Source organism: Gemmobacter fulvus (assembly GCF_018798885.1).
In the GTDB taxonomy this organism is placed as follows: domain Bacteria; phylum Pseudomonadota; class Alphaproteobacteria; order Rhodobacterales; family Rhodobacteraceae; genus Gemmobacter; species Gemmobacter fulvus.
The window spans coordinates 2,729,364-2,745,509 of sequence record NZ_CP076361.1 but is presented as its reverse complement, the minus strand read 5'-3'; the positions used below and the strand labels follow the sequence as shown (position 1 = coordinate 2,745,509).

Genomic DNA, 16,146 nt, shown 5'->3' with positions numbered 1-16,146 from the left:
CGGCGGCAGGGAACCCGACGGGCCGTTCTGCGTTGACCATGGCAAACCAAGTAAGGAGAGAACGATGCGCAAGACTCTGAACCTGCTGCCACTTCTTGTGCTGATGGCGCTGGGTGCCTGCGAAACTGTCGAAGGTGCCGGTCAGGATATGCAGAATGCCGGCGCGGCTGTTGCCGAAGAAGCCCGCGAAGCCCAATCCGGGATGTAACGCGCCGGAGCGTCCCTGCCTCCGAACTTGTGATGCCTGTGTGGGCGGTGCGGCTCGCACAGGCATCTGTTTTTCTACAAAGCGCGCAAAACGCCCTGCAACCTGTCCAGAAACAGGTCGACATTTTCGAGCTGGAACACCAGCGGCGGGCGGATTTTCAACACATGCCCCTTTGGCCCCGTGGCCGAAATCAGCACCTTGGCCGCGCGCAGATCATTGACGATACGCCCGGTCAGCACTGCGTCGGGCTCGCCGTCATCCACAATATCCACCCCCAGAAACAGGCCGGCCGCGCGGATATCGCCGATCACCGCGTGATCCTTCGCAAGCGATTGCAAGCCGTCGCGGAAATAGGCGCCGACCGTGCGGGCGTTTTCGATCAGACCTTCATTCTCAATCACATCCAGAACCGCCGCCGCGGTGGCCGCCGCCACGGCATTGCCGCCGAAAGTGTTGAAATACCGCGCCTTGCTGCCAAATTCGGCAATCACCTCGGGACGCAATGCCAGACCGGCCACCGGATAACCATTGCCCATCGGTTTGCCCATCGACACCATATCGGGCACGATGCCGTGGCGGGCAAAGCCCCACATGCCTGCGCCGGTGCGGCCAAAGCCGGGCTGCACCTCATCGGCGATGAACAGCCCGCCTGCCGCCCGGATCGCGGCGACGGCGGGTTTCAGAAACCCTTCCGGGTCGGCGAACACGCCATCCGAGGAAAAGATCGTATCCACAATCAACGCCCCCGGTTTCATGCCATGGCGGTGCAGATCCTCGATGGCGGCCACGACCTGCGCCGCAAAGGCAGCCCCCGGATCGGCCTGCGCCGGATCGGGCGCGGACACGGTGCGCACATGCGCCCCCAGGGCCACACCACGCCCCAGCGAGGGCGAAAACTCGGCCACCGCCGCCGTCACCCCATGATAGGCATTTTCGGTGACGATGATGCCGGTGCCCCCCGTCTGCGCCCGCGCGATACGCAGCGCCAGATCATTGGCCTCGGACCCGGTGCAGGTGAACATCACATGCGCAAGCTCCCGTGGCATGGAGGCAAGCAAGCGTTCAGCATAATCCAGCACCGTGTCGTGCAGATAGCGGGTATGGCTGGCAAAAACCGCCGCCTGCCCCGCCATCGCCTGCACCACATGCGGGTGGCAATGGCCGACCGAGGCGACATTGTTATAGGTGTCCAGATAGGCCTCGCCCGCCGCATCGAACAGCCAGACCCCCTCACCGCGCACCAGATGCACCGGTTTTTCATAGAAAAGCCGGTAGGCCGGGCCGAGCGCGGCCTGCCGCCGCGCAATCAACGATTCGGACTCCGGTTCGATCGCGGCAGCGCCGGGCTGATAGGCATTCGGCATCGGATCAATACGGGTCATCGGTCACTCCATCCTCATACGGGCCAGCGCCGCATCGCGCGGCAGGCTGGCAAAGCCCAGAAGCCCTGCGCGGGCCGTCTCGAAATTGCGCAGGATATAGGTGGCATTTTCAGGGTAACGCGCCGCCCGGAAGCTGGTGATGGCCAGCGTCGTCACCATGCGGATCGCGGTCAGATCGAAGATCAGCTCCTGTTCTTCGGGCTGAAACGGCAGTTCCCGATGCCAGGCAGCCACCACATCGGCCAGCGATTCCAGCGGGTTGGCCACATCAATCTGATAAGACGCCGCAACCGCAAGATCACACAGGCGTGGGGTGTGGACCATATCACCAAAGTCCAGCACCCCTGACACGCGCGTCGCATCCTCCGGGTCTACCAGCACGTTATGCGGGTTCAGATCGGCATGAACCACCTGCCACGGCACAAACGCCAAGGCGGGTTTGATCTCGCGCGTGAAGCGATCAAGCCAGTCGGAGCAAAGGCCGCGCAGCGCGTCGTCTGCGATGGCGGGCAGCAAGGGCCGCAGCGCCGCCGCCTGTTTGAGATCCCATTGCAGCACATGATCGGCGGCAGGATGGGCAAATCCCTCCAGCGCGCGGGTCAGCCGCGCCGCCATCGCCCCCATGCTGCGCCGCAAGGCCTGCGACGGCGCGGCGCGATACATCGGCACCCCCTCCACATAGGTCAGCAGCCGCATCAGGCTGCCCGACGGCAGCACCACGTCGGTGGTCCCCGCCAGCGTCGGCACCACACGCGGCACTGGCAAGGCCGGATCACGCGCCGCGATATGCAGCAAGGCGGCGTTCTGAAACCGGGTGACGGCGGGCGGTTCGCTGTCATTGGCGATTTTCAGCACAAAGCGCCCCGCCCCTGTGCTGATGCGGAAATTCAGATCGCGTTCCGAGGTCAGCGCCAGCGCGTCGCCCGACAGCCCGTAATGAGTTTGCAGCAGCGCCAATGCGTCCTGCATCGACAGCACGGGCGGGGCAGAGGTCAGCATCGGGCCAAGCGGATCATCCTGTGTCATGCCCAGACAGAGCCATGTTTTTCCGGGCACGGCAAGGCCGGGGGCGACAGCGGCATGTCGCCCCCGATGGCTCAGTGATCGGCCATGGCGGCGGCGGCTTTCGCCTCGTCGGCGCTGCCCGATGCGCCGTTGAAAAACGCATTCAGCGCCACCGCCGCAATCGAGGCGAGCAGGATGCCGCTTTCGATCAGCGGGTGGATCGCATGGGGCATCCACATGCGGAACTGCGGTGCCACCAGAGGAATCATGCCAAAGCCAAGGCTGACCGCCACAATGAACAGGTTGTTGCGATTGCCCGCGAAATTCACGCTGGCCAGAATCCGCACGCCGGTTGCAGCCACCATGCCGAACATCACAAGACCGGCCCCGCCCAGCACCATGGTCGGCACCGATTCCACCAGCGCGCCCATTTTCGGCACCAGCCCCAGCACGATCAGGATAAGCCCGCCCGCCACACAGACAAAGCGGCTCTTGATGCCGGTCACACCCACCAGCCCGACATTCTGGCTGAAGGATGTATAGGGGAAGGTGTTGAAAATCCCGCCGATCAGCGTGCCCAGACCATCGGTGCGCAGCCCTGCCGACAGCATCGGCTGCGTCACGCGCTTGCCGGTCATATCGGCCAGCGCCAGAAACATGCCGGTGGATTCGATCATCACCACGATCATCACCAGGACCATGGTCACGATCATCACCGGATCAAAGCTCGGCATCCCGAAATGGAACGGCGTGATCAACCCGAACCATTCCGCCTCGGCCACCTTGCCAAAGCTCATCGCGCCAATGGCCACGGCAAGCACGGCCCCGATCACGATGCCCAGCAGGACCGAGATATTGGCGACAAAGCCCCGCCCGAAACGCGCGATCAGCAGGATCGACACCAGAACGACCGCCGACACCGCCATATTGCCCAAGGGCGCATAGGCCGTGTTCTGCATCGTCGCGGCAACGGCCAGCTTTTCCGGCATCGGCGGCACACCCGGCATGGCGGCGGCTGCTTTCAGCCAGTCCGCATGGGCCGGATCGACGATCATCGGCGCGGTCGGGCCGACCGGATTGCCGAAAATCCAGTTGATGCCGATCCGCATCAGGCTGACGCCGATCACCAGAATGATCGTGCCGGTGACCACGGGCGGAAAGAACCTGAGCAGGCGCGACACCAGCGGCGCAATCAGGATCGAAATCAGACCCGCCGCGATGATTGCGCCAAAGATCTTCTGCGCGCCGGCAGCCCCCCCTTCGGCATTGGCCATCGCCACCATCGGTGCCACGGCGGCGAAGGTCACGCCCATCATCACCGGCAGCTTGATGCCGAACCACTGGGTCGCGCCAAGACTCTGGATCAGCGTCGCCAGACCACAGACGAACAGATCGGCCGAGATCAGAAAGGCCACATCGGCCGGGTCAAGCTTCAACGCCCGCCCCACGATCAGCGGCACGGCAACAGCGCCTGCATACATGACCAAGACATGCTGCAGGCCCAGGGTGAACAGCTTCGGCGCAGGCAGAAGCTGATCCACCGGATGAACGGAGGAGGTCGTCATATTATCCCTTTCCTGCGGGGGGGTATTGTTGTGCCGATCCGCGCCCCCCGAAGGTTACGGTCCGGTGATTGGCCCGTTTGCCGGGCTTGCCCGCCGCGCCTGTCAGGCCGGAAGGATGGTGTAAGGCTCCGTAAACCAGTGTTCCTCAAGATTGGCGGTGGGGCCGATGCGGTCGATCACCGCAAACAGACCGGGTTCGGCCAGCGGTGTCAGCACGCCATGCCAGGTGCCGCGATGCAGGTTGATGGCCTGGGTGCCATCGGTCAGAAACGCGCGCGGCTGCCCCGGCGTGCCGTCTGCATCCGGGGCGACGATCACCAGAAACGCATCCCTAGTCATCGGCACGAACGCCTGCGAGCCGTCCGGGTGCCGCTCCACCATCTCCAGCAGATACGGAAAGCTGCGCGGCTCTGCCTTGAAGATCGACAGCCCCGCCCGCGCATCCGGCCCGAAATCCAGCCGCGCCCGATCATGGAACCGCCCACACAGGCCCTGATTGATGATCCGGTCCGGCGGGCCTGCGGCCTCCAGCACATCCCCGAACGGGGCAAAGGCGGCAGCGGTCAGGGGTTCGGCAAGAATATCGCGCATCGGCAGCCTTTCACCGGGGGGGCGGGGCCGCAGTCCGGCCCCGCAGGTTTCGTCATGCGACAGGCCGCGCCGTCAGCGACCAAAGCCGCCCACCCCGCGCAGCCGCGCGTGGCGGTTCACATCCTTGTAAAGCAGATAGCGGAACGGGCCGGGGCCGGCGGCATAACAGGCCTGCGGGCAATAGGCGCGCAGCCACATGAAATCGCCTGCCTCCACCTCCACCCAATCCTGATTGAGCTTGTAGACCGCCTTGCCCTCCAGCACATACAGCCCGTGTTCCATCACATGGGTTTCCTCGAACGGGATCACGCCGCCGGGCTGGAACGTGACCACATTCACATGCATGTCATGGCGCAGATCGCCCGGATCGACAAAGCGGGTGGTGGCCCAACGGCCCCCGGTATCGGGCATGGCGATCGGGCTGATGTCGCGGTCCGAGGTCACGAAGGCCTCAGGCGCAGCAACGCCCGGTGCGGTTTCATAAAGCTTGCGCACCCAATGGAACCGCGCCGGGCTGGTCTTGGCGTTCTTGACCCGCCACGCACAGCCTGCGGGCAGATAGGCATAACCGCCCGGGCCAAGGTCATGTTCCTGCCCGTCAATCGACAGCCACAATTCGCCTTCGGTCATGAAGATCACGCCCTGCGCACCGGTTTCCGGCTCGGGCGTGTCTGATCCGCCGCCGGGGCCGACCTCCATCACATATTGGCTGAAGGTTTCGGAAAAGCCCGACATCGGCCGTGCAATCAGCCAGAGCCGGGTATTGGTCCAGCCCGGCAGGTTGCTGGTGACGATATCCGAAAAACAGCCTTTGGGGATAAAGGCATAGGCATCGGTAAAGACCGCACGTTGAGTCATCAGCGCGGTTTGCGGCGGCAGGCCGCCTTTCGGTGCGTAATAACCGGTCATTGGAACATATCCTTCAGCCGCAGCTCTGCGATGCGCTCCACCTGCGCGCAGGCGGTGGAGAATTCGGTGGCGGTATCGTTGGTGATGCGGGTCTGGAACGCCGCAAGGATCGAGGCCTTGCTGTGATCGCGCACCGCGATGATGAACGGAAAACCGTGTTTCGCCACATAGGCGGCATTCAGCGTTGCAAAGGTGCTGCGCTCCTCATCCGTCAGCGCATCCAGCGCCGCCGAGGCCTGTTCGGCGGTACTGTCCGCCGTCAGCCGCCTTGCCTGCGCCAGCTTGCCAGCCAGATCCGGGTGCGCACGCAACACTGCCAGCCGTGCCTCGGACGGGGCGCTGCGGAAGATGCGGCACAGGGCGTTGTGGACGCCCACCGCCGAGTCGAAAGCAGGGCCAAGCTCCAGATCGAAGGCACCTTCGGCTATCCACGGCGAATGTTCGAAAATGGAACCGAAGCCCGTCACAAAACGCTCTTGGCTCATCTGAGATGGACGCTCGAAGCGTTTGTTCGGATAGGTTTTCGCCCAATGCTCGGCAATGTCGATGCGGCGCGGGAACCAGACGCCACTGTGCGATTGTGCATAGTCGAGGAAGCGTTGCAGGCCCGCAATCTTGCCCGGACGGCCGATCAGGCGGCAATGCAGACCGATGGAAAACATTTTGGCCGCCCCAGCCTGCCCTTCGGCATAAAGCGTGTCGAAACTGTCTTTCAGATACTGATAGAACTGCTCGCCGGTGATATAGCCGGGGGCGGTGGCAAACCGCATGTCATTCGCCTCCAGCGTATAGGGGATCACCAGCTGATCGCGGTCCCCGACCTCCAGCCAATAGGGCAGATCGTCGTCATAGGTATCCGAGATCCAGTCAAGCTGGCCGGTTTCGGCGGTCAGGCGCACGGTGTTCATGCTGCACCGCCCGGTATACCAGCCGCGCGGCGGGGTGCCGACCACCTCGGTATGCAGGCGGATCGCCTCGGCAATCTGGGCGCGCTCCACCTCTTCGGGCATGTCGCGGTGTTCGACCCATTTCAGGCCATGCGAGGCGATTTCCCAATCGGCGGCCTTCATCGCCGCCACCTGTTCGGGGCTGCGGGCAAGAGCCGTGGCCACGCCATAGATCGTCACCGGAATCTTGCGCTCGGTGAACAGCCGGTGCAGGCGCCAGAACCCGGCGCGCGCGCCGTAATCATAGATCGATTCCATGTTCCAGTGGCGCTGCCCCGGCCAGGGGGCCGCGCCAGCGATATCGGACAGGAACGCCTCTGACTGGCCATCGCCATGCAGCAGGTTGTTCTCGCCGCCCTCTTCATAGTTCAACACCAGGGAGACGGCGATTTTCGCGCCGCCCGGCCACTGTGCATCGGGCGGCATTGCGCCATGGCCCAGAAAATCGCGCGGATAACGGTTCGGCATTTTTCCCCCTCTGTCCTGATCTTCACATTAGGCGCGAAAGTCGCAGGATTTTTTCAAAAAATCCACGAAAGACCTTTCCCGCAACTCCGCTGTCGCATTGGCGGGCAAAGCGGGGCAGACTTGCTGCGAAGATCGCCAGTCACAAGAGGCCAGGAATGAACAGCGGACGGTTGACCACCCATGTTCTCGATACCGCCAAGGGCAAGCCGGCCGCGGGGGTGCGGATCATGCTCTATCGCCTCAGCGGCCAGAGCCATCGCAAGATTGCCGAAACCGTCACCAATGCCGATGGGCGCACCGATGCGCCGATGCTGGCCGGGGCCGATCTGAAGGCGGGCAGCTATGAGCTGGTATTCTGCGCGGGCGACTATCTGCGCGCCTCGGGTCAGGCCGGTGAGGGCACGTTGTTTCTGGATGAAATCCCGATCCGCTTCGGCATTGCCGATGCCGATGCGCATTACCATGTGCCGTTGCTGATCTCGCCCTTTGCCTATTCCACCTATCGCGGCAGCTAGGCCGGATAGAGCCGCTGTCGCAGCCGTCCGCCTGCCGAGGCTGCGATGCGCAGCAGGCGGCGGCGGTCGTCCTCTAGCGCGGCCTCCAGCAGACCCTCCATCACGCCGCGCGCTTTCAGATGCGCGGCAAGCCCTGCATGTGTCTGATCGGGGAACAGCAGGTGGTCCAGCCCGCGCTGCACCGGAAAGGCCAGCGCCTGAGGCAGATCATCCACCGCGCCATGAAACAGAGTGATCCGCGTCTGCGGCAGCGGGGCTGTGGCATGGGTGAAGCGGTCAATCGCCCGCGTCCAGTCGCGCCAGCGGTTCTCTTGCGTCATCACCCTCGGGTCCACGCTGAACTGCGGTGAAAAGGCCAGAACGACATCGACCGGCAAAAGGCTGGCCGCCACCAGCGCGCAGAACCCGCCCATCGAACTGCCGAGCGTGACAATCCGCCGGATGGTCTGCCTCTGGCGCATATGCGCCACCGCTGCCTGCACGGCGGGTGCGAAATCGGGCGTATTGCCCCAGGACCGGCTGCGATCCATCACGAACAGCGCCGCCCGCCCCTGCCCGCCCACTGCCATGCGCCGAAACTCGGGCGAGGGCATCTGCGCCGGATCATGGCCGATGCTGGCAAAGGCCAGCACCAGCACATCGGCTTGCGGCCCGTCCGGCAGACCATCCACCGCATCAATCGCCAGCGGCGCGCGGTCCCAGATGCGGCGCATCGGTCAGATCAGCGGCGCGGAATGGCGCGCCTCCAATTGCCGGAACCCGCCGCCCTCATCGGCCAGAACCGTGTGAACCGCGACCCGGCCGGGCGTGAAATCCAGCACGTTGAAGGCGTTGCGCTCGGTGCGGGTGCGCGATGACAGGCCGGTGCCCGCCTGCACGAACAGCAGCCCCGGCGCGGCGGTGAACGGCCCGGCATGGCTGACATGGATATGCCCCGACAGCACGATCTGCGCGCCGACTTCCGGCAGGCGGCGCAGCGCCTCGGCGGCCCCCTGCATGATCCATTGTGTTTCCCCCGGCAAATGTTCCAGCGGATGGTGCATCGCCACAACCCGCGCCCGCGGGCCTGCATCGGCAAAGGCCCGCGCCACATGGTCAAGCTGTGCATCAGTAATACGGCCCTGCTTCCACGCAAAGGGATTGGCGGTGTTCACCCCGACGACCACCATTGCCTCGTTGCGCAGCACCGGCTCCAGATCCGGGCCGATATGGCGGCGATAGCGCCGCCAGGGGGCCAGAAACCGTTCGGCCAGATTCCACAGCGGCACATCGTGATTGCCCGGGATCGCCAGCACCGGCGCGGGCAGTCGCGCCATGAAGGCCGCCGCCTGCGCAAATTGCGCGGGCCGCGCCCGCTGTGTCAGATCCCCCGACACGACCACCATATCCGGGGCCAGTTCGGCCACCATTTCGCACAGCGGATCCAGCAGCGCCGGGGTGGTCGCGCCGAAATGCAGGTCAGACAGATGAATCAACCGGGTCATGCGTCGACTTTATCCGCTTCGTCCGGCAGGATGATGCTCAGCGCGTCATCATGGATGCGAAAATTCAGCGGTGCCAGCATCTTGCGCTTTTCGCCATCAAAGGCGACGCGGGGCCGCCTGCGGGCCGTTTCCACAGTGATCTCCCGGGCGTAGAGCATGTCGATGTCGCGCCCGGCCTGTACCCGGCGCAGCGCCAGTCGCAAGGCCAGCTTGAACAGGTGCCAGCGGGTGCCGCCCTTGGCGATGAACACGGCGAAATTGTCATCCGAAATGGCCTGTGCGCCCTGCAAGCCGAAGCGTTCGAGCTGATAGGCAGAGCGGGCCACGAAAATCAGCGGCGTTTTCAGCGTCTGGCGCACGCCATCGGCGGTCAGTTCCATGCGCAACGGTTTCTGAAACCGCGCCAGGGTCTTGATCACCGACCAATGCGCCAGCATCCGCGACCGGCCCCAGCGGTCATAGACCGCCTCGCGTGCTTGCAGGATGGTCGGATAAATCCCGACACTGGCATTGTTGAGAAACAGCTGCCCGTTGACCGAGCCGACCGAAATCCGCGCGGGATGCCCCGCCAGAATGGCCTTGGCCGCCGCCTCGGGTTCTTGCGGCAGACCAAGCCCCCGCGCGAAGTAATTGAAGGTGCCCAGCGGCAGCACGCCCAGATTGGCGTCACATTCCATCAGCGCATGGGCCACGCCCATCACCGTGCCATCGCCACCCGCCGCCACGATGGTGGTAAAGCCGTCAGCAACCGCCTTTTGCACGAAGGCATCCAGATCGTCATTCTTGTTCCAGCGGCGCAACGTGGCCTTGGGGCCAAAGGCGCGCATGGCGATATCAATCGCCGCCTTGTCCTTGCTGTTGCGACCCGATTTTGGATTGGCGACGACGCAGATCGTCTCGGGAGAAAGTGTCATTCACGCACCTTGAATCATGCCGTCACACGGTCGGCCTGCGCCGTCTGAGAGGGTAACGCCTCACTGCACATCGGGTTCCCGCGCCAGATCGGCCATGCGCTCCGCCATATCCGCCCGGATCCGTGCCACAATGAAATCGACAAACAGCCGGATTTTCGGATCCCGAAAGCGGCGGTGCTGGCTCAGGCAGGACAATTGCGTCGGCATTGGCGGGTTGGCAGTCACCACCGGCACCAGCCGCCCGGCGCGCAAATGTTCGGCCACCTCGAAAATCGGCTTCATCACGATGCCCCGCCCATCCAGCGCCCAGCCGGTCAGCACATCACCATCATCCGATTCAAACGGGCCGCTGATCTCATACCGGCGCGGGCCATCGGGCGTTTGCAGGGTCCACTGGAACTCCTTCGCCCCCGGAAAGCGCAGGTTCAGGCAATCATGCCGGTCCTCCACCAGCGCCGTACCATCCACCGGATTGCCGCGCCGCGCGATATAGGCGGGCGAGGCACAGAGCAGGCGCGGGCAATCCGCAACCAGCCGCACCTTCAGCGTGCTGTCCTCCAGCAGGCCCAGATGAAAGGCAATATCCAGCCCTTCCGCCGTCACATCGACATTGCGGTCCGACAGGCGCAACCGCACGTCAATCTGCGGATAAAGATCCTTGAACGCAGGGACATAGGGCGCGATGAACCGCCGCCCGATGCCCAGAGGGGCCGCCACGAAGATCGTGCCGCGCGGGTTTTGCGTGGCATCGACCACCGCCGCCTCGGCCTCGTCGATCGCCTCCAGCACCCGGCGCGCGCCTTCATAAAAGATGCGGCCATTCTCGGTCGGTTGCAGGCTGCGCGTGGTGCGGTTGAACAGCCGCACGCCCAGATGCTTTTCCAGCTCCGAGATTCGCGCCGAAGACACGGCGGGCGATGTGCGCTGATCGCGCGCCGCCGCACTCATGCTGCCCAATTCATAGACACGCACGAACATCTTGATGTTATTGACGTAAGACATGCAGCTTCCGCTTCATTTTCTGCGCGCATTTGAAAGTGATCAGCCATTTGATGAATTAACAGAAAGGTATGCGACGGTATAGCCTTTGGAGAAACCGGCAAAGGGGGCCCACCATGTATGATTTCGCCGTGATCTGGGAATGGGTCGAATTCGCCGTGCGCTGGACGCATGTCATCACCGCCATCGCCTGGATCGGCTCCAGCTTCTATTTCATCGCGCTGGATCTGGGCCTGCACCGTGACCGCAATCTGGCCTCCGGGGCGGATGGCGAAGAATGGCAGGTGCATGGCGGCGGCTTCTACCACATCCAGAAATATCTGGTCGCCCCCGCGTCGATGCCCGATCACCTCGTATGGTTCAAATGGGAAAGCTACATGACCTGGCTCTCGGGCTTCACCATGATGGTGCTGGTCTATTATCTGGGAGCAGAGTTCTATCTGGTCGATCCGGCGGTGGCCGATCTGGCGATCTGGCAGGCCATCGTGATCTCCATGGCCTCGCTCGCCTTTGGCTGGGTGGCGTATAACACGCTGTGCAAGCTGTTCGTGAATGCCAACCAGACCGCGCTGATGGTGGCGCTGTTCGGCGTGCTGGTGGCGATGTCGTATTTCTATACGCAGGTGTTTTCGGGCCGCGCTGCCCTGCTGCATCTGGGGGCCTTCACCGCCTCGATCATGTCAGCGAATGTGTTCTTCATCATCATGCCCAATCAGCGCGTGGTGGTGGCCGATCTGAAGGCAGGCCGCAAGCCGGACCCGAAATATGGGAAAATCGCAAAACAGCGCAGCACACATAACAATTATCTGACGCTTCCTGTTCTGTTTTTGATGCTGTCCAACCACTACCCTCTGGCCTTTGCCACGCCCTATAACTGGGCGATTGCCAGCCTCGTGTTCCTGATGGGGGTGACGATCCGCCATTGGTTCAACACCCAGCACGCCCGCAAGGGCGCGCCGCACTGGACCTGGGCTGCGACCGTGATCCTGATGATCGTCATCGCCTGGCTGTCCTCGTTCCGGCATGACGCGCCAGTGGAAGAGGCGGCGCTGCGTGGCCCCGCCCTCACCTATGCCAGCGCCGAGGGGTTTGACGAAGTCACCAGCATCGTGCAGGGCCGCTGTTCGATGTGCCATGCAGCAGAACCGGCATGGGAGGGGCTGCATTGGGCGCCCAAGGCGGTGCTGCTGGAAACCCCGGCCCAGATCGCGCAAGAGGCGCGGCGCATCTATGTGCAGGCCGGTCTGACCCATGCCATGCCCCCTGCCAATCTGAGCTATATCGAGCCGCAAGAGCGCGAGGCGATCATCCGCTGGTATCAGGGTGCATCAGCAGGATCGGAGGCGGCATCGGGCACCGACAGCTGACGCAGATGCGCCAACAATGCCGCCAGCCCCCGGCGGCGCGCCTGGGCCACCGGATGAATCGCCATGTAATCGGCGCGCATCGGCAAGGCCGGGCCCCCCAGCCGGAGCAACCGTCCCGCCGCAAGATCGGCGGCGGCAAAGCGGCCCGGCACCAAGGCCTGCCCCAGCCCCGCCCGCGCCGCCGCCAGCGCCATGCCGCTGGACCCAACCACCAGCCCACGTGCCGGATCCGGGGCCTCCAGCCCCTGCGCCGCCGTCCAGGCCGCCCAATTCGGCTCTGTCGGGTATGACGCCCCCCAATCGGTGTGGATATGCAGCGCGGCACCGCCGGGGGCCGCGACGGCAATGATCCGGTCGCGGAACAGCGGCACGAGTTGATGATCCGGGTAGGCATGGATGCCATAAGTCAGCCGCAGATGCGCGCCGCTGCGTGCGAAATCCACCGGATCATCCTCCACCCGCAGCGCCAGCCCTTCGGCCGCAAAGCCTGCCAGAGCCGGGATCAGCCAGCATTCCGCCAGCGAGGGCAGCACCGAAACGATCAGCGGCAGGCGCTGCGGGCCGCCCCGCAGTTCTGCCGTGGCCAACGCCATATCGGCCAGCGCCGCACCAAGGCGCGGATAGAGCGCCCGCCCCGCCTCGGTCAGCGTCAGCCGGTTGCCCTGCCGCAGGAACAGCCGTTTGCCCAGATGCGCCTCCAGCGCCTTGACCTGAAGGCTGATCGCCGCCGCACTCACCCCAAGCTCTGCCCCGGCCAGCACAAAAGACCCGGCCCGCGCCGCCGCCTCAAAGGCCCGGATGGCAGTCAGTGGTGGCAGATCCATGCGCACCTCCCATAATTTTCCTTAGGCTTCACGATTTTTGCCCACATTGCAACTCGGGGCGATTGCCGCAAACTGGCCCAAAGCACGGAGGCTCACATGCACGACATCCTCTCTTTGGACAGTTACCCGCTGGATCGTCCCGGCAGCGCGGAATGGCAGGCCCTTGTGGCCCAGGCGCAGGCCGATCTGGCCGCCACCGGAATGTTCAATCTGGAAGGCTTCTTCCGGCCTGCGGCGGTGGCAGCACTGGCAACCAGCCTCGCGCCGAAATTCGCGCAAGAGGCCTATACCCATGCCCGCCGTCACAACATCTATTTCCGCAAATCCATCGACGCATTGCCCGCCGACCATCCGGCACTGGTCGAGGTGGAAACCCGCAACCAAACGCTCTGCGCCGATCAACTGGACGGCCCGCTGAGCCGCCTCTATCACTGGCCCGCCTTTGCCACCTTTCTGGCCGCCACCATGGGCAAAGAGGCCTTGCACCCGATGGCCGATCCGCTGGCGGCAGTGAACGCCATGGCCTACCGCGCAGGCGAAGGGCTGAACTGGCATTTCGACAGGTCGGAATTCACCACCACGCTGCTGCTGCAAGCGCCGAAGGCAGGCGGGCTGTTTGAATACCGCACCGATCTGCGCAGCGAAACCGACCCGAATTATGAGGGCGTGGCGCGGCTCTTGCGCGGGCAAGACCCGCAGATGCAGACGATGCAGGTAACGCCCGGCACGCTGAACGTGTTCCGCGGCAAACACACGGCGCATCGGGTAACGCCGGTCGAGGGCGACCGCCCGCGCATGATTGCGGTGTTTTCCTATTTCGACCGTCCAGGCGTGCGTTTCACCGCCGAAGAGCAGCGCGGCTTTTACGGGCGCGCGGCCTGAGGCGCTTCAAAGCGCCATTGCACCGTCTGCGCGCGGCTTTCCCCGGCGCGCAGCAGGATGCTGGGAAACTCCGGGTGGGCGGGCGCATCCGGCCAGAGTTGCGCTTCGATGGCCAGCCCCTCATGCGGGGTCTGGCCGGGGCGCAGCGCATTGCGCCCGTCATAGACCTGGATCCCCGGCTCGGTCGTGGCCACGGTCAGGCCCACACCCGACTGCCCGGTCAGCCACAGCACATCCCGCAAGGGCTGTGCGCTGTCCGACAGGCAAAAACAGGTGTCGAGCAGCGGATCGCCCGGCGCGATGGCCCGGCCTTCGCGGAAATCCATCGCGGTGCCCGCCACATCCGCAATGGCCCCGGTGGGCGTGAAAGCCTCGGTGGTGGGCAGATAACGATCCGCCGCAACCCGCAGGCTGTGCCCGGCCCAAGTGCTGCTGCCATCCAGATTCCAATAGCTGTGATTGGCAAAATTGATCAGCGTATCGGCATCCGTGCTGGCGCTGATGGTCAGGGTCAGGCTGGCCGGGGCCGCGATCTGCCACAACGCCTGCACCTGCCGCCTGCCCGGAAACCCACCCTCGCCCGCAGGCAGCGTCAGCGTCAGCAGTGCCTCGGTGTCGGTCGCACGCGCGATCTGCCACAGTTTGAGATGCGTGCCCGCCGCACCGCCATGCAGGGTGATGCAGCCGTCCTGATTGGCCTCGAAGCGGTGCAGCACATCGCCGATCCGCGCCTCGGCCCCCGACAGGCGGTTGACCACCGGCCCGATCAAAGAGCCATGATAGCGCATCGCGCCTTCGTAATCGGCCACGCGGTCAGACCCGAGCGTGAGGCCATGCGCCACCCCGGCCAGCCGCACCTCCTGCAAGATGGCACCCAGCGTCAGCAGCGTCACCGACAGGGCCCCGGCGCGCAGCGTGATCGCCTGCACCTTGGCCCCATCTGCCATCCGGCCAAACTCGCGGATCCCACCTGCCCCGTTCTGCATCCTTGCCACCCCCGCCTGTGTTTGCGCTACCATGGCAAAGGAACAGGCGGGGTCAAGCCCGATCAGCCCTTGTTCAGGCAGTCATGCAGGCTCTGCGCCAAAGTTTGCAGGATCTGCGCATAGGCATCGGGGCCACGCTCTGCCAGGCTGCCTTCGGGATCAAGGGCGGCGCCCAGCGTCACGCCGCTGGCTTCGGCCAGTTGCGTCGTCAGCTTCGGGTCATGCCCGGCTTCGGGAAAGAGGCACAGCGCGCCGCCGCCCGCCACCGTTTCGCGCAGGGTCGCCAGATGTGCCGCCCCCGGAGCCGAGGCATCGCCCAAGGCCACCGATCCGGCCACGGTCAGCCCGTAATGCGCCGAGAAATAACCATAGGCATCATGGAACACCACGAACGGCTTGCCTTTCACCGGCGCCAGCAGCGCCTCGATCCCGGCGTCCACGGTGCCGATCCGGGCCTGCCCCGCCTCGGCATTGGCGGCATAGGTTGCGGCATTGTCCGGGTCGAGGCGCGACAGCTCTGCCGCGATCACGCCCAGCCACAGCGCGCCATTCGCCGGGTCCAGCCAGGCATGCGGATCGGTGCCGCTATGGTCGTGGCTCGCGTGGTCATCGTGGCCTGCATGGTCGTCATGGCCTTCGGCCTCGGCGTGCCCGGCGTGATCGTCATGCGCCTCGGCATGGTCATGCCCATGGTCGTGGTCATGCTCATGCGTCGATCCGAACTCTTGCAGATGCGTGCCCTTGGCGGCCAGCAGGCGCAGTTGCGGCGCACTGCCGCCCAGACCGTCCAGCGTGCGGTCGAGCCAGGGCGTCATCTCCGGCCCGACCCAGACCACCAGCCCCGCCGATTGCAGCGCAGCGGCCTGACTGGGGCGCAGTTGGAAATCATGCGCATCCGCGCCCTTGTCCAGCAACAGTTCCGGCTGGCCCAGATCACCCATCACCGTGGCGACCAGCGCATGAACCGGGGCAATATCTGTCACCACAGAGGGCACATCCGCCATGGCGGGCAGAGCGGCCAGAGTAGCCATCGCAGCCGATATGGTATAACGCATCATTTGACCCCTTCGCTTTTCCGGTGCAGGGTCTATGTATGTAAT

At 64.5% G+C, this 16,146-nt stretch carries 17 protein-coding genes; 4 read left to right on the top strand and 13 right to left on the bottom strand.

Features of this window, described 5'->3' with window-relative positions:
* Positions 1-64 precede the first annotated feature (64 nt).
* On the top strand, positions 65-208 hold the full coding sequence (locus tag KM031_RS13275; RefSeq protein ID WP_215506119.1) for an entericidin A/B family lipoprotein: 144 nt from the start codon (positions 65-67) through the stop codon (positions 206-208).
* A gap of 74 nt (positions 209-282) precedes the next feature.
* Here the strand turns inward: KM031_RS13275 and KM031_RS13270 are convergent, their stop codons facing one another.
* From KM031_RS13270 to puuE, 6 genes are all read right to left on the bottom strand, one after another.
* Positions 283-1,590 carry an aspartate aminotransferase family protein gene (locus tag KM031_RS13270; protein ID WP_215506118.1) on the bottom strand — a complete coding sequence of 436 codons (1,308 nt, stop codon included), beginning with the start codon at positions 1,588-1,590 and terminating at the stop codon, positions 283-285.
* A gap of 3 nt (positions 1,591-1,593) precedes the next feature.
* Positions 1,594-2,616 (bottom strand): phosphotransferase, encoded by a 1,023-nt coding sequence (locus KM031_RS13265; protein WP_215506117.1) that lies wholly within the window; start codon positions 2,614-2,616, stop codon positions 1,594-1,596.
* A 71-nt stretch (positions 2,617-2,687) separates the two neighbouring features.
* Positions 2,688-4,160: a nucleobase:cation symporter-2 family protein gene (locus KM031_RS13260; RefSeq protein WP_215506116.1), complete on the bottom strand. Its 1,473-nt coding sequence runs from the start codon at positions 4,158-4,160 to the stop codon at positions 2,688-2,690.
* A gap of 102 nt (positions 4,161-4,262) precedes the next feature.
* Entirely contained in the window at positions 4,263-4,751 is a 489-nt protein-coding gene (locus tag KM031_RS13255) for an ureidoglycolate lyase (protein ID WP_215506115.1), read from the bottom strand.
* Between the two features lie 72 nt (positions 4,752-4,823).
* A complete protein-coding gene (locus KM031_RS13250; protein WP_215506114.1) occupies positions 4,824-5,660 on the bottom strand; it encodes a bifunctional allantoicase/(S)-ureidoglycine aminohydrolase in 837 nt (278 codons plus the stop codon).
* Positions 5,657-7,075 carry an allantoinase PuuE gene (gene puuE, locus KM031_RS13245; RefSeq protein ID WP_215506113.1) on the bottom strand — a complete coding sequence of 473 codons (1,419 nt, stop codon included), beginning with the start codon at positions 7,073-7,075 and terminating at the stop codon, positions 5,657-5,659. The genes KM031_RS13250 and puuE overlap by 4 nt, the downstream gene beginning before the upstream one ends.
* 155 nt (positions 7,076-7,230) lie before the next feature.
* On the opposite strand from puuE, the gene uraH reads away from it, so the two are divergent.
* Positions 7,231-7,590, top strand: coding sequence for a hydroxyisourate hydrolase (uraH, locus tag KM031_RS13240; protein WP_215506112.1), 360 nt, complete (start codon positions 7,231-7,233; stop codon positions 7,588-7,590).
* Here uraH and KM031_RS13235 read toward each other — a convergent pair.
* Genes KM031_RS13235 through KM031_RS13220 form a run of 4 tightly spaced genes read right to left on the bottom strand, consistent with a single transcriptional unit; the run spans position 7,587 to position 10,990 of the window.
* Positions 7,587-8,303: an alpha/beta fold hydrolase gene (locus KM031_RS13235; RefSeq protein WP_215506111.1), complete on the bottom strand. Its 717-nt coding sequence runs from the start codon at positions 8,301-8,303 to the stop codon at positions 7,587-7,589. The genes uraH and KM031_RS13235 overlap by 4 nt on opposite strands.
* A gap of 3 nt (positions 8,304-8,306) precedes the next feature.
* On the bottom strand, positions 8,307-9,074 hold the full coding sequence (locus KM031_RS13230; RefSeq protein ID WP_215506110.1) for a metallophosphoesterase family protein: 768 nt from the start codon (positions 9,072-9,074) through the stop codon (positions 8,307-8,309).
* Entirely contained in the window at positions 9,071-9,988 is a 918-nt protein-coding gene (locus KM031_RS13225; RefSeq protein ID WP_215506109.1) for a diacylglycerol/lipid kinase family protein, read from the bottom strand. Before KM031_RS13225 ends, KM031_RS13230 begins: the two co-directional genes overlap by 4 nt.
* 60 nt (positions 9,989-10,048) lie before the next feature.
* Entirely contained in the window at positions 10,049-10,990 is a 942-nt protein-coding gene (locus KM031_RS13220; protein WP_215506108.1) for a LysR family transcriptional regulator, read from the bottom strand.
* A 113-nt stretch (positions 10,991-11,103) separates the two neighbouring features.
* Here KM031_RS13220 and KM031_RS13215 point away from each other — a divergent pair, with 113 nt between their 5' ends.
* The gene (locus KM031_RS13215; protein WP_215506107.1) at positions 11,104-12,354 is read left to right on the top strand and encodes a urate hydroxylase PuuD; all 1,251 of its coding nucleotides are present in this window, start codon (positions 11,104-11,106) and stop codon (positions 12,352-12,354) included.
* Here KM031_RS13215 and KM031_RS13210 read toward each other — a convergent pair.
* Complete coding sequence (locus KM031_RS13210) at positions 12,306-13,178, bottom strand: LysR family transcriptional regulator (RefSeq protein WP_215506106.1); 873 nt, start codon at positions 13,176-13,178, stop codon at positions 12,306-12,308. The genes KM031_RS13215 and KM031_RS13210 overlap by 49 nt on opposite strands.
* Positions 13,179-13,274: 96 nt before the next feature.
* On the opposite strand from KM031_RS13210, the gene KM031_RS13205 reads away from it, so the two are divergent.
* Complete coding sequence (locus KM031_RS13205; RefSeq protein WP_215506105.1) at positions 13,275-14,060, top strand: HalD/BesD family halogenase; 786 nt, start codon at positions 13,275-13,277, stop codon at positions 14,058-14,060.
* Here KM031_RS13205 and KM031_RS13200 read toward each other — a convergent pair.
* Positions 14,042-15,046: an aldose epimerase family protein gene (locus KM031_RS13200; protein ID WP_246567150.1), complete on the bottom strand. Its 1,005-nt coding sequence runs from the start codon at positions 15,044-15,046 to the stop codon at positions 14,042-14,044. The two genes, KM031_RS13205 and KM031_RS13200, sit on opposite strands and share 19 nt — an antisense overlap.
* Before the next feature lie 62 nt (positions 15,047-15,108).
* Positions 15,109-16,101, bottom strand: coding sequence for a zinc ABC transporter substrate-binding protein (locus KM031_RS13195; protein ID WP_215506104.1), 993 nt, complete (start codon positions 16,099-16,101; stop codon positions 15,109-15,111).
* Positions 16,102-16,146: the final 45 nt, after the last annotated feature.

What these genes read in the sequence shown, in the direction of transcription:
- KM031_RS13275 (WP_215506119.1), top strand. Translation starts at nt 65, where the DNA reads ATGCGCAAGACTCTGAACCTGCTGCCACTTCTTGTGCTGATGGCGCTG.
- KM031_RS13270 (WP_215506118.1), bottom strand. Translation starts at nt 1,590, where the DNA reads ATGACCCGTATTGATCCGATGCCGAATGCCTATCAGCCCGGCGCTGCC.
- KM031_RS13265 (WP_215506117.1), bottom strand. Translation starts at nt 2,616, where the DNA reads ATGACACAGGATGATCCGCTTGGCCCGATGCTGACCTCTGCCCCGCCC.
- KM031_RS13260 (WP_215506116.1), bottom strand. Translation starts at nt 4,160, where the DNA reads ATGACGACCTCCTCCGTTCATCCGGTGGATCAGCTTCTGCCTGCGCCG.
- KM031_RS13255 (WP_215506115.1), bottom strand. Translation starts at nt 4,751, where the DNA reads ATGCGCGATATTCTTGCCGAACCCCTGACCGCTGCCGCCTTTGCCCCG.
- KM031_RS13250 (WP_215506114.1), bottom strand. Translation starts at nt 5,660, where the DNA reads ATGACCGGTTATTACGCACCGAAAGGCGGCCTGCCGCCGCAAACCGCG.
- puuE (WP_215506113.1), bottom strand. Translation starts at nt 7,075, where the DNA reads ATGCCGAACCGTTATCCGCGCGATTTTCTGGGCCATGGCGCAATGCCG.
- uraH (WP_215506112.1), top strand. Translation starts at nt 7,231, where the DNA reads ATGAACAGCGGACGGTTGACCACCCATGTTCTCGATACCGCCAAGGGC.
- KM031_RS13235 (WP_215506111.1), bottom strand. Translation starts at nt 8,303, where the DNA reads ATGCGCCGCATCTGGGACCGCGCGCCGCTGGCGATTGATGCGGTGGAT.
- KM031_RS13230 (WP_215506110.1), bottom strand. Translation starts at nt 9,074, where the DNA reads ATGACCCGGTTGATTCATCTGTCTGACCTGCATTTCGGCGCGACCACC.
- KM031_RS13225 (WP_215506109.1), bottom strand. Translation starts at nt 9,988, where the DNA reads ATGACACTTTCTCCCGAGACGATCTGCGTCGTCGCCAATCCAAAATCG.
- KM031_RS13220 (WP_215506108.1), bottom strand. Translation starts at nt 10,990, where the DNA reads ATGTCTTACGTCAATAACATCAAGATGTTCGTGCGTGTCTATGAATTG.
- KM031_RS13215 (WP_215506107.1), top strand. Translation starts at nt 11,104, where the DNA reads ATGTATGATTTCGCCGTGATCTGGGAATGGGTCGAATTCGCCGTGCGC.
- KM031_RS13210 (WP_215506106.1), bottom strand. Translation starts at nt 13,178, where the DNA reads ATGGATCTGCCACCACTGACTGCCATCCGGGCCTTTGAGGCGGCGGCG.
- KM031_RS13205 (WP_215506105.1), top strand. Translation starts at nt 13,275, where the DNA reads ATGCACGACATCCTCTCTTTGGACAGTTACCCGCTGGATCGTCCCGGC.
- KM031_RS13200 (WP_246567150.1), bottom strand. Translation starts at nt 15,046, where the DNA reads ATGCAGAACGGGGCAGGTGGGATCCGCGAGTTTGGCCGGATGGCAGAT.
- KM031_RS13195 (WP_215506104.1), bottom strand. Translation starts at nt 16,101, where the DNA reads ATGCGTTATACCATATCGGCTGCGATGGCTACTCTGGCCGCTCTGCCC.